Annotated in this window: 11 protein-coding genes; all 11 read left to right on the forward strand. The window is 63.9% G+C overall.

Annotated features, from left to right (window positions below; genetic code table 11):
• The first annotated feature begins 259 nt into the window (after positions 1-259).
• Positions 260-1,429 carry an ABC transporter substrate-binding protein gene (locus tag AB4Y44_RS34405; RefSeq protein ID WP_368702030.1) on the forward strand — a complete coding sequence of 390 codons (1,170 nt, stop codon included), beginning with the start codon at positions 260-262 and terminating at the stop codon, positions 1,427-1,429.
• Between the two features lie 246 nt (positions 1,430-1,675).
• Positions 1,676-2,731, forward strand: a complete 1,056-nt coding sequence (locus tag AB4Y44_RS34410) for a branched-chain amino acid ABC transporter permease (protein WP_368702031.1) — start codon at positions 1,676-1,678, stop codon at positions 2,729-2,731.
• 4 nt (positions 2,732-2,735) lie between these two features.
• On the forward strand, positions 2,736-4,523 hold the full coding sequence (locus AB4Y44_RS34415; protein WP_368702032.1) for an ATP-binding cassette domain-containing protein: 1,788 nt from the start codon (positions 2,736-2,738) through the stop codon (positions 4,521-4,523).
• The gene (locus tag AB4Y44_RS34420; RefSeq protein ID WP_342920307.1) at positions 4,520-5,269 is read left to right on the forward strand and encodes an ABC transporter ATP-binding protein; all 750 of its coding nucleotides are present in this window, start codon (positions 4,520-4,522) and stop codon (positions 5,267-5,269) included. Before AB4Y44_RS34415 ends, AB4Y44_RS34420 begins: the two co-directional genes overlap by 4 nt.
• A gap of 194 nt (positions 5,270-5,463) precedes the next feature.
• A complete protein-coding gene (gene mnmG, locus AB4Y44_RS34425) occupies positions 5,464-7,431 on the forward strand; it encodes a tRNA uridine-5-carboxymethylaminomethyl(34) synthesis enzyme MnmG (RefSeq protein ID WP_368702033.1) in 1,968 nt (655 codons plus the stop codon).
• Entirely contained in the window at positions 7,428-8,126 is a 699-nt protein-coding gene (rsmG, locus tag AB4Y44_RS34430) for a 16S rRNA (guanine(527)-N(7))-methyltransferase RsmG (protein ID WP_368702034.1), read from the forward strand. The genes mnmG and rsmG overlap by 4 nt, the downstream gene beginning before the upstream one ends.
• A gap of 97 nt (positions 8,127-8,223) precedes the next feature.
• The gene (locus AB4Y44_RS34435) at positions 8,224-8,994 is read left to right on the forward strand and encodes a ParA family protein (RefSeq protein WP_069264452.1); all 771 of its coding nucleotides are present in this window, start codon (positions 8,224-8,226) and stop codon (positions 8,992-8,994) included.
• Between the two features lie 18 nt (positions 8,995-9,012).
• Entirely contained in the window at positions 9,013-9,900 is an 888-nt protein-coding gene (locus tag AB4Y44_RS34440; protein WP_042265990.1) for a ParB/RepB/Spo0J family partition protein, read from the forward strand.
• A gap of 85 nt (positions 9,901-9,985) precedes the next feature.
• On the forward strand, positions 9,986-11,101 hold the full coding sequence (locus AB4Y44_RS34445; RefSeq protein WP_342920434.1) for an SLC13 family permease: 1,116 nt from the start codon (positions 9,986-9,988) through the stop codon (positions 11,099-11,101).
• 297 nt (positions 11,102-11,398) lie between these two features.
• Entirely contained in the window at positions 11,399-11,992 is a 594-nt protein-coding gene (locus AB4Y44_RS34450) for an ATP synthase subunit I (RefSeq protein ID WP_342920310.1), read from the forward strand.
• A 171-nt stretch (positions 11,993-12,163) separates the two neighbouring features.
• Positions 12,164-12,743: FoF1 ATP synthase subunit a (locus AB4Y44_RS34455; RefSeq protein ID WP_368702035.1), on the forward strand; the 580-nt coding region annotated here is incomplete at its 3' end.

Raw genomic sequence — 12,743 nt, forward strand, 5'->3', positions numbered from 1 at the left:
GAGGTGCCTTTTTTGTTGCCATCGCAACAGATTCGCAGCAGCAGGGAAAGCAGTAAAGGCAGGGCAGCAGGCAGTCGATAAAAGGGGAAAGCGCACCCACGCCTGTGGCGGCTTGTGCGGCGCCGCAGGCAGGGAAAACCATGCATTACACGCGCGATCCCGATTACTACACTCAAAGGCCGGCGCCGATTTACGAACATCGTAGTAATCGGCGCAGGATCAATCGACAACACGCAGACCAAGCGTTTGGAGACGCGCAATGAAAACGAAGAAGTGGGTTTTGAGCTCGATTAGTGCCGGACTCGCAGCGGCGCTGATGGGCACGGCGGGCATCGCCGCCGCGCAGGTGAAGATTGGCGTGACGCTCTCGGCAACGGGGCCGGCCGCGTCACTCGGCATTCCCGAGAAGAACACCATCGCGCTGCTGCCCAAGGAGATCGCAGGCAAGAGCGTGCAGTACATCGTGCTCGACGACGCCTCGGACACGAGCAAGGCCGTGCAGAACACGCACAAGCTGATCGACGAAGACCACGTGGACGCGATCATCGGCTCGTCGGTCACGCCGAACTCGCTCGCCATGCTCGACGTCGTCGCGCAGGGCAAGACGCCGATGATCTCGCTCGCCGCGTCCGCTGCGATCGTCGAACCGGTCGAGGGGAAGCGCCAGTGGGCTTTCAAGACGCCGCAGAACGACAGCCTGATGGCCGACGCGCTCGCGAGCTACATGGAGAAGCAGGGCGTGAAGACGGTGGGCTTCATCGGCTTCACCGACGCCTACGGCGACAGCTGGCTCAAGGAATTCACCAGCGCGGCCGGAAAGCACAACCTCAAGATCGTGGCGAACGAGCGCTATAACCGCACCGACTCGTCGGTGACGGGCCAGGCGCTCAAGCTGATGTCGGCGAACCCCGATGCGATCCTGATCGCAGGTTCCGGCACGCCCGCGGCGCTGCCCGCGACCACGCTCAAGGATCGCGGCTACAAAGGCAAGATCTATCAGACGCACGGCGTGGCGAATAACGACTTCCTGCGCGTCTGCGGCAAGGACTGCGAAGGCGAGCTGCTGCCCGCAGGCCCGATCCTCGTGGCCGACCAGTTGCCCGATTCGAACCCCGTGAAGAAGTCGGCGCTGGCCTACAAGACGGCCTACGAGAAGGCCTATGGCGTCGGCACGGTGGCGACCTTCGGCGGGCATGCGTGGGACGCTGGGCAGCTGCTCCAGCGCGCCATTCCGGTCGCGCTGAAGGCAGGCCAGCCGGGCACCGAGGCGTTCCGCGTGGCGCTGCGCGCCGCGCTCGAAAGCTCGCAGAACGTGGCGGGCGCGCACGGCATCTTCAACATGAGCGCGACGGATCATGCGGGCCTCGACCAGCGCGCTCGCGTGATCGTCGAGATCGTCAACAACAAGTGGAAGCTGCAGAGCGAATAACCTGCGGCGCACGGGAAAGCGCCGCGCGTTTTCCCGTGAAACACACACGCGTGTCACGGCGTCATTCTGGCCGCTGACAATCGAGCACAAGCGAGATCAAGCATGACCGGTGTGCGGCGTCGTCGCTGCGCACCGGCTTTTCACACATGAAGTCCGAACCGTGCCTTTGACGGTTCACGCCAGCATTGCCGTTTTTTCGACGTCGTAGTTTTTCCAGGTTCCAGAAAGTTTCAGGAAGAGGGGAGTATGGATTTATCGATCGCCGCGATCCTCGCGCAGGACGGCATCACCACCGGTGCGATCTATGCGCTGCTAGCGCTCGCCCTGGTGCTGGTGTTCTCCGTCACGCGGGTGATCTTCATTCCGCAGGGCGAATTCGTTTCATATGGCGCGCTCACGCTCGCCGCGCTGCAATCGCAGAAGTTTCCGGCCACCTGCTGGCTGCTCGTCGCGCTCGGCGCGGCGTGCTTCGTGGTCGAGACCGCCGGGCTCGTGCGTCACGCCGAACGGCGGCGCCATGCGGCGCGCACGCTCGTGACGCTTGCCGGCAAGTATCTACTGTTTCCCATCGCGCTCTATGCCGTGACGCGAGGGGTAGCGAGCCAGCCGCTGCCGATGCTCGTCCAGATTGCGCTCACGCTCGCGATCGTGGTGCCGATGGGGCCGTTCATCTATCGCCTCGCGTACGAGCCCATCGCCGAGGCGACCACGCTGCTGCTGCTGATCGTCGCGGTGGCCGTGCACTTCGCGATGGTAGGGCTCGGGCTCGTGATGTTCGGCGCGGAAGGTTCGCGCACGAACGCGTTCTCCGACGCCACGTTCAACATCGGCAGCCTGTCGATCTCGGGCCAAAGCCTTTGGGTGATCGGCACGGCCGCCGTGCTGATCGTCGCGCTGTATCTCTATTTCGATCGCTCGATCTCGGGCAAGGCGCTGCGCGCGACCTCGGTGAACCGTCTCGGCGCGCGGCTCGTCGGCATCGGCACCACGCAGGCCGGACGGCTCGCGTTCACGCTCGCCGCGGGCCTCGGCGCGCTGTGCGGCATTCTCGTCTCGCCGCTCACCACCATCTACTACGACTCGGGCTTCCTGATCGGCCTCAAGGGCTTCGTGGGCGCCATTATCGGCGGCCTGGTGAGCTATCCGCTGGCTGCGGCAGGTTCCGTGCTCGTGGGCCTGCTGGAGTCGTACTCGTCGTTCTGGGCGAGCTCTTACAAGGAAGTGATCGTGTTCACGCTGATCATCCCCGTGCTGCTGTGGCGCTCGCTCTCGACGCCGCACGCCGAAGAGGAAGAGGAGTGACGCGATGAAACGATTCGTCATGCACAACCGCTTCTTCTGGCTGTTCCTCGTGGTGATGTTCGCGTTGCCGGTGCTGCCGCATCCGGTGCACGTGCCCGAGTACTGGATCACGCTGCTCAACTACATCGGCCTGTATTCGATCGTCGCGATCGGGCTCGTGCTGCTCACCGGCATAGGCGGGATGACGAGCTTCGGGCAGGCCGCGTTCGTCGGGCTCGGGGCTTACGCGACTGCTTATCTGACGACGCAGTACGGCGTTTCGCCCTGGTTGGCACTCATCGTCGGCGTGGTGATCACGGGGCTCGTGGCGCTCGTTCTGGGGCTCGTCACGATGCGTCTGTCGGGCCACTTCCTGCCGCTCGGCACGATCGCCTGGGGCCTCGCGCTGTTCTTCCTGTTCGGCAACCTCGACATGCTCGGCAAGTACGACGGCATCAACGGCATTCCCGTGCTGAACGTGCTGGGCATCGACCTCGAATCGGGCCGCCATATCTACTACCTGATCTGGGTCGTGGTGCTTGCGTCCGTGGTGTCCGTTCAGAATCTGCTTAATAGCCGCATGGGGCGCGCGATTCGCGCGCTGCGCGGCGGCGGCATGATGGCCGAGGCCATGGGCGTGAACACCGGCTGGATGCGTGTGGTGATCTTCGTCTATGCGGCCGTGCTCGCAGCCGTTTCGGGCTTCCTGTACGCGCATTTGCAGCGTGCGGTGAACCCGACGCCGTTCGGTCTGAATCACGGCATCGAATATCTCTTCATGGCCGTGGTGGGCGGCGTGGCGCACGTCTGGGGCGCGGTGCTGGGCGCGGCGATCCTCACCGTGCTGCAGGACTGGCTGCAAACGCTGCTGCCGAAGCTGCTCGGCGAGAACGGCAACTTCGAGATCATCGTGTTCGGCATTCTGATGGTGCTGCTGCTGCAATACGCTCGCCGCGGCGTCTGGCCGTTCGTAGCGCGCTTCTTCCCGCGCGGTCCGCGGGCGCATGTGCCCGAGCACGCGGAGGCTTTGCCGCAGCGCAGCAAGCCGGCCACCGGCGAAATGCTGCTGACGGTGAACAAGGCGCGCAAGCAGTTCGGTGGCCTCGTGGCCGTGAACGACGTGAGCTTCGAAGTGAGGGCGGGGCAGATCATCGGCCTGATCGGTCCCAACGGCGCGGGCAAGTCGACGACCTTCAATCTCGTGACCGGCGTGCTTCAGCCGACCAGCGGCGAGATCACGTTCCGCGGCGAGCGCATCGACCGTCTGACTTCACGTGAAATCGTTGCGCGCGGGATTGGCCGCACGTTCCAGCACGTCAAGCTGCTGCCGACGATGACGGTGCTCGAGAACGTCGCCATCGGCGCACACCTGCGGGGTCACGCGGGCGTGCTGCGCAGCGTGGCCAAACTCAATGCCACGGAAGAGGGCAGGCTCATGAGCGAGGCCGCAAAGCAGATCCGTCGCGTGGGCCTCGAACAGCATATGTATGACGAAGCGGGCAGCCTCGCGCTCGGTCAGCAACGCATCCTCGAGATCGCCCGCGCGCTGTGCTGCGATCCGACCTTGCTGCTGCTCGACGAGCCTGCGGCTGGCCTGCGTTACAAGGAAAAGCAACAGTTGGCGGCATTGCTGCGCAAGCTGAGAGAAGACGGGATGAGCGTGCTGCTGGTCGAACACGACATGGATTTCGTGATGAATCTCACCGACCGCCTCGTGGTGATGGAGTTCGGCACGCGTATCGCGGAAGGTTTGCCGGAAGAGGTGCAGAAGGACCCGGCGGTGCTCGAGGCATATCTGGGCGGGGTGGAATGATGACGACTCCCGTACTGGAGGTTTCCGCACTCGCGGTTCGCTACGGCAAGATCGAGGCGCTGCACAAGGCGGCGATCAAGGTGGGCGCGGGGCAGATCGTCTCCGTGATCGGTCCGAACGGCGCGGGCAAGTCCACGCTGCTCAACGCCATCATGGGCGCGCTGCCCGTGACGGGGCACGCGAGCGGCCGCATCGCTTATATGGGCGAAGAGATCGGCGCGCTGCCGATCGAGCGACGGGTGGCGCGCGGCATGTGTCTCGTGCCGGAAAAGCGCGAATTGTTCGCCTCGATGACGGTGGAGGACAACCTCGTGCTCGGCGCATACCGTCGCAAGCGCGCCGGTGAGCGGAATTTCCTCGATCAGCTCGAACCGGTTTTCGCGCTGTTTCCGCGCCTGAAGGAGCGCCGGGCGCAGGCGGCCGGTACGCTCTCGGGCGGCGAGCGCCAGATGCTCGCAGTCGGCCGTGCATTGATGGGCAAGCCCGATCTGCTGATGCTCGACGAGCCGAGTCTGGGTCTCGCACCGCTGATCGTGAAGGAAATCTTCCACATCATCAGCGCGCTGCGGCAAACCGGCGTTGCGACGCTACTCATCGAGCAGAACGCGCGCGCCGCGCTGCAGATTTCCGATTACGGCTACGTGCTGGAAACCGGCGACCTGGCGCTCGAAGGGCCGGCAGGGCAGTTGGCGCAGAACCCGCGCGTGATCGAAACGTATCTCGGGTTGGCCAAGAAGCCGGTCTGACTTCGTCTATCGCTGTAGAAATGAGCGGCGTGTTTCACGTGAAACACGCCGCTTTTTTTTGCTCAACACGGGCCGAGTCCGGGAACAAAATTCGGGTGTGAACGGCCGAAAACCCGAAACCGTTATAATTCGCGCATACCATTTTTTCTGAGAAGGCTCACGCGGTCGTTTCCGTCCGTGCGTGAGGTCCCGCCATGCTTTATCCCACAGAGTTTGACGTAATCGTCGTCGGCGGCGGTCACGCCGGAACCGAGGCTGCGCTTGCCGCCGCCCGCATGGGCGTCAAGACGCTCCTGCTCACGCACAACATCGAAACGCTCGGCCAGATGAGCTGCAATCCGTCGATTGGCGGCATTGGCAAGGGCCATCTGGTGAAGGAGGTCGATGCACTCGGCGGCGCCATGGCCGCTGCGACGGACGAGGGCGGGATCCAGTTCCGCATCCTCAATTCGTCCAAGGGCCCGGCGGTTCGGGCGACGCGAGCGCAGGCCGACCGCATTCTTTATAAGGCGGCGATCCGTCGACGCCTCGAGAATCAGCCGAATCTGTGGCTGTTCCAGCAGGCCGTGGAAGACTTGATGGTCGAAGGCGACCGCGTCGTGGGCGCCGTCACGCAAGTGGGCATCCGCTTCCGCAGCCGGGCAGTCGTGCTGACGGCGGGGACGTTCCTCGACGGCAAGATCCACGTGGGCCTGAACAACTACACGGGCGGCCGCGCTGGCGATCCTGCTGCCGTGACGCTCTCGTCGCGCCTGAAGGAGCTGAAGCTGCCGCAGGGCCGCCTCAAGACGGGTACACCGCCGCGTATCGACGGCCGCACGATCGACTTCTCGGTGCTCGAAGAGCAGCCGGGTGACCTCGATCCGGTGCCGGTGTTCTCGTTTCTCGGCCGCGCGGAGCAGCATCCGCGCCAGATTCCCTGCTGGGTCACGCATACGAATGAGCGCACCCACGACATCATTCGTGGCGGTCTCGACCGCTCGCCGATGTACACGGGCGTGATCGAAGGGGTAGGGCCGCGCTATTGCCCGTCCATCGAGGACAAGATTCATCGCTTCGCGTCCAAGGAATCGCATCAGATCTTCCTCGAACCGGAAGGCCTGACGACGAACGAGTTCTACCCGAACGGCATCTCCACGAGCCTGCCGTTCGATGTGCAGCTCGAACTTGTGCACTCGATGCGCGGCCTCGAGCACGCGCACATCCTGCGTCCGGGCTACGCGATCGAATACGACTACTTCGACCCGCGCGGCCTCAAGGCTTCGCTCGAAACCAAGGTGATCAACGGCCTGTTTTTTGCGGGCCAGATCAACGGCACAACGGGCTATGAAGAAGCGGCCGCACAAGGCTTGCTCGCCGGCATGAACGCAGGCCTGCAGGTGCAGGGCAAGGACGCATGGTGCCCACGCCGCGATCAGGCGTACCTCGGCGTGCTGGTCGATGATCTGGTGACGCGTGGTGTTTCTGAGCCGTATCGCATGTTCACGAGCCGAGCCGAATACCGTTTGAGCCTGCGTGAAGACAACGCGGATATGCGTCTGACGGAGATCGGCCGCAAGCTGGGCGTGATTGATGACGTTCGTTGGGACGCGTTCTGCCGCAAACGCGATGCTGTTTCACGTGAAACAGAGCGTCTGAAGTCGACGTGGGTGAACCCCAAGACGCTTTCGGCCGAAGAAGCGACGGCATTGCTTGGCAAGTCGATCGACCGCGAATACAACCTCGCGGACCTGTTGCGCCGCCCGGGCGTGAGTTACGACGGCGTTTGCGGTCTGCGCGAAGGCGCTTGCGCGCCGGAAGCCCCGCTCGCCGACGACGAGGTTCTGCTCGCCCAGATCAAGGAACAGATCGAAATCGGTATCAAGTATCAGGGCTATATCGATCGCCAGGCCGACGAGATCGAGCGCAATGGCGCGCAGGAAAATACCCGTCTGCCCGAAGGCATCGATTACGCGGAAGTGCGTGGCCTGTCGTTTGAAGCGCGCCAGAAGCTGAATCAGTTCCGCCCGGAGACGATCGGCCAGGCGTCGCGCATTTCGGGCATTACGCCCGCCGCAATCTCGCTGCTGATGGTGCACCTCAAGCGTGGCCTTGGCCGCCGCCGCCAGAATCCGGGCGCTGCTGACGAAAGCGGCACCGACTCGACACCGGTGGCGCAATGACGGGCCGCTCGAGGCAACCCGGTATTGCGGACCGCGACGCGCTGGCTCGTCTGCTGAAAGAAGGCGCAGAGGCGCTTGGAGTCGAACTCAGCGAACGGCAGCACGAGCAGTTGCTCGACTACGTTGCGCTGCTCGCGAAGTGGAACGCCGTGTATAACCTCACGGCAATCCGCGATCCGCGCCAGATGTTGATCCAGCATATTCTCGATTCGCTTTCGATCGTGCCGCATCTGCCGATGCGCGCCGAAGCAACGGTGCTCGATGTCGGCTCCGGCGGCGGCCTGCCCGGCATCGTGCTCGCAATTGTGCGCCCGGACTGGCAGGTCACGCTCAACGATATCGTGCAGAAGAAGTCGGCGTTCCAGTCGCAGGCGAAGGCTGAACTCGGACTCGCGAACCTCTCGGTGGTGACCGGCCGGGTCGAATCGCTGCGTCCCGGCATCGAAGTATCGAAAAAATTCGATTTGATCGTGTCTCGGGCATTCGCGGATCTCGCCGATTTCGTTACACTGGCCCGTCATCTCGTTGCCGACGGCGGCGCGATCTGGGCCATGAAGGGTGTGCACCCCGAAGGCGAGATCGAACGCTTGCCGGCGGGCACCCGGGCGCTGAATACGATTCGCCTGAGCGTGCCGATGCTCGACGCGGAGCGCCACCTGATCGAAGTGTCGGTTGAGCCGGTCGCCGCGGTCTGAACCGGTCCGGCGATGGCCAATCGGCCGAATGGTGTGCGAGGCGGTTCGGTCATAACGTAAGCAAACTTCTTAAGGCAGTAAAAGGGACACACAAAAGATGGCAAAAATCTTCTGCGTTGCGAACCAGAAGGGCGGCGTCGGCAAGACGACGACAACGGTCAATCTCGCCGCGAGCCTCGCATCGCAGGGACAACGTGTCCTTCTCATCGACCTCGACCCGCAGGGGAACGCCACGATGGGCAGCGGCATCGACAAGGCCGCGTGCGAGAACACGGTGTACGAGGTGCTCGTCGACGGTGTCACGGTGAACGCCGCGCGCACGCGGCCGGAGCAGGTCGGCTACGACGTGCTGCCGGCCAACCGCGAACTGGCCGGCGCCGAGGTCGAACTCGTGACGGTCGAGCAGCGCGAGCGGCGCCTGAAGGCCGCGCTCGCCGAAGTCGACGCCGACTACGACTTCGTACTCATCGACTGCCCGCCGGCGCTTTCGCTGCTCACGCTCAATGGCCTGTGCGCCGCCCATGGCGTGGTGATCCCGATGCAGTGCGAATACTTCGCGCTCGAGGGCCTTTCGGATCTCATCAATACGATCAAGCAGGTCCACGCGAACATGAATCGCGACCTGAAGGTGATCGGCCTTCTGCGCGTAATGTTCGACCCGCGCATCACGCTGCAGCAGCAGGTTTCCGAGCAGTTGAAAGAGCACTTCGGCGACAAGGTCTTCGACGCCGTGATCCCGCGCAACGTCCGCCTCGCCGAAGCACCCAGCTACGGCTTGCCGGGTGTGGTGTTCGATCGCGCCTCGCGCGGCGCACAGGCCTACGTGCAGTTCGGCGCGGAAATGATCGAGCGCGTGCGCGCACTCTGACGAGACTGGGGAAGCACGATGAATGCAGTAGCACGGAAGAAGGGGCTGGGCCGGGGGCTGGAAGCATTGCTCGGCGGCAGCGCGGACATCACCGAGGCAGTGAAGATCGACGGTGCGCCCAACACGCTGCCGCTCACGCAGATGCAGGCCGGCAAGTACCAGCCGCGTACACGCATGGACGAGGGCGCGCTTCAGGAACTGGCCGCGAGCATTCGCGCGCAGGGTCTGATGCAGCCGATTCTCGTGCGCCCGGTTGCGACGGGGCGCTACGAAATCATCGCGGGCGAGCGACGCTTCCGTGCGGCGCACATCGCCGGCCTGACCGAAGTGCCGGTGCTCGTGAAGGACGTGCCCGACCAGGCCGCCGCCGCGATGGCGCTGATCGAGAACATCCAGCGCGAGGACCTGAATCCGCTGGAAGAGGCGCAAGGCATCCAGCGCCTGCTCGACGAGTTCAGCTTCACGCACGAGCAGGCGGCCGAGTCGGTGGGACGCTCGCGCAGCGCGGTGTCGAACCTGCTGCGTCTGCTCAACCTCGCGGCGCCCGTGCAGACCATGCTGCTGGCCGGCGATCTCGACATGGGCCACGCCCGCGCGCTGCTCGCCGTGGACGCCGCCACGCAGATCACGCTGGCGAACCAGGTGGTCAACAAGCGGATGTCGGTGCGTGAAACGGAGAAGCTCGTTTCGGCCACGACGAAGGCCGCACCGGCGGTGAAGGCAAAGGCCGCGCACGACGGCGGGCGCGACACGCGCCGCCTCGAAGAGGAACTGTCGGACCTGCTCGCCGCATCGGTGAAGATCAAGCTCGGCCGACGCGGGCGAGGGCAGCTCACGGTCGACTTCGGCGACCTCGACGCGCTCGACGGCATCCTGCTGCGCCTGCGCGGCGAGACGGCAGCGTGATGGGCGCGATGCGCGCCGCCGCGGCAAACGCGCGCGCCGGCGCATAAAGCCGGTGCGCGAATCGGAGCAGGGCGCGCGTGAGCCCTTGAGCCTGCTGCGCCGTATCGGCGCATTCGCCGTTTCGGAGCCGGTGCTCGCGATCCTCGTCGTGGCGTTCGTGGCGTTGCAGATTTACGCGCCTCGCCCCATTGCCTCGCTGCCCGCACTCGTCGACTGGCAAACCGTGATGACCCTCGCGGGCCTGCTCATTCTGACGAAGGGTATCGAATATTCAGGACTGCTGACCTGGCTCGCGCACAAGCTCGTCCACCACATTCACTCGGAACGCGGGCTCGCAATGCTGCTCGTCGCGCTGGCCGCGGTGCTGGCGATGATCGTGACCAACGATGTGGCGCTTTTCGTCGTGGTGCCGCTCGTGATGTCGCTCCACAAGCTCACGCCGCTGCCGCTCAAGCGCCTCGTGATCGTCATCGCGCTTGCCGTGAATGCGGGCTCGGTGCTCACGCCGCTCGGCAACCCGCAGAACCTGTTTCTCTGGCAGGCGAGCGGGGTGTCGTTCGGACGTTTCGTCGTGGGGCTCGCTCCGCTTTGCGCGTTTCTCATGGCGATGCTCATCCTGGTCGCGGCGTTTCTCTTCAGGGCCGCACCGCTCGATCTCTCGAAAGACGCCGCGCCGCAGCGCGTCGATCGCGCGCTGGCGACCGTGGCGGCTTTGCTCTTCGTCGCGTTCGTGCTGCTCGCCGATGCACACCACGCAGGCGTCGCGCTGGCCGCGGTCGCCGCGGGCTTCGTGATCTGGCGCATTCGCATCGTGCTCAAGATCGACTGGCTGCTGCTGCTGATCTTCGTGCTGATGTTCATCGTCCTGCGCAGCGTGGCCGCGCTGCCCGCCATCCATCACGCGCTGACGTCGCTGTCGCTGCAAACGCCGATGCGTGCTTTTGCCGCAGGCGCGGTGCTGTCGCAAGTGATTAGCAATGTTCCGGCCGCCATCGTGCTCGCGGGCTTCACGCACGACTGGCGCGCGCTCGCGTTTGGCGTGAGCGTGGGGGGCTTCGGAGTCGCCATCGGCTCGCTGGCGAATCTCATCGCCGTGCGTCTGTCCGGCCAGCGCGGCGTGTGGCTGCTGTTTCACCTGATCGCCGTGCCGTTCTGGATCGTGGCCTTTTTGGGCGGCGCGCTGCTGCTGCATCTGTTCTGACGGCACCCCGTCCCACATCGTGGCGCATCGCCAGGATTGCGCGCCAGATGGCCTCAAAATTACCTGGTCATCCTGATGATTGCGCCTTGCCTGCTGCGTCCCTTACAGTTACCGGTCACACCTTCGCAGCGCCGTGTTTTCCGCATCATGAAGTCGCATTTCACAGGTGTTATTGAAGGGCCTAAAGTCTTGAATTGCCTGCAACTATCGCTTACAATCGCCCGGATTTATTTGGTTGGCGATGCTGTAAGTGCGCTGTAATAAAACGCGTGCAAGGCGAATTTCCGGAATCAAGCGATGGTGGGTCAGAGGCCAGACGAAGCGCCGCAGGCGCATGAAGGGCCCGATGTACCGCCGGGCGAAGTCGGAGCATCCAGCCGGGGGCAGGATGCAGCGGCAAAAAATTCCGGACGCGGTGTTTCCAAAGCGGATCACAACGCGCGCTGGGATGAGCTGGACGCCAGCCAGCAAGATAACAACGACATCGTTCCGCTCACCCGGGCCGAAGCCGAGCAAATCTTCGGCGCACAGGTGAGTCGCCCATCGCGCGTCACGCCGTTTCGTGTCGTCGCGGCGCAAGTGGTTTTGTCCCTGGTTGCAACGTTGGCGTGGTGGCTGTTTTATAAGCCGCCGGGCAGTGCTGCGTTGTCGGCCTTTTTGGGCGGAGCGATCTGCTGGTTACCCGGTGCGCTGTTCGCGGCGCGCCTGAAGCAGTTGAGCAGGGCCGGCACCGTATTTAACTGGATGCTCGGTGAAGCCTTCAAGATGGGGGCGACGATTGCGATGTTCGTCGCCATCGCGTTCTGGTATCACGACGTGCTGTGGATTCCCCTGCTCGTCACGTACCTGATCGCACTAAAGACATACTGGATCGCGCTCGCGTGGCGCTGACCCACCAACATCGCGCCGCCTCAAGTCAAGGCGTCGAAGCGATGACGGTGGAAGTTAGCTGGCCGATGCGAAGCAGATAAGACACGATCCACGGCGGCGTGTTCCCGCAATACAGTATTGCGGCGGGAACGGCCGAAAACGATTTTCGACAATTTGGGTGGCTCTAACGATATGGCAGCTAGCGAAGGAACGAGCGGACCGGGTCCGTCCGAGTACATTGCTCACCACTTGCAGAACTTTGCGACCTCGCACCAGACGTCGATCGTCGACTTCAGTGTCTGGAACATCGACACGCTGTTCTGGTCGATCCTGTGCGGCGTCGTGACGATCCTCATCCTGCGCCTCGCTGCGCGCAAAGCGACCCCGGGCGTACCGGGCCGCTTCCAGTGCGCCATCGAAATGCTGGTCGAGATGGTCGAGGACCAGTCCAAGTCCATCGTCCATGGCAACCGCGCATTCATCGCACCGCTCGCGCTGACCGTCTTCATCTGGGTCGCGCTCATGAACTCGCTCGACTTCATTCCCGTCGACCTGCCCACGCGCGTCATCGGCTGGCTCGGCCTGTCCGAAGTACTGCCGCACCAGCGCATCGTCCCGACTGCCGACCTCAATGGCACGTTCGGCATCGCGCTCGGCGTGTTCGTGCTGATGATTTACTACAACCTCAAGATCAAGGGTCCTGGCGGCTTCGCACACGAGCTGCTCTCGGCCCCGTTCGGCGCGCATCCGCTCCTGTGGATCCCGAACCTTG

Source organism: Paraburkholderia sp. BR10937, assembly GCF_040965695.1.
Lineage (GTDB): Bacteria > Pseudomonadota > Gammaproteobacteria > Burkholderiales > Burkholderiaceae > Paraburkholderia.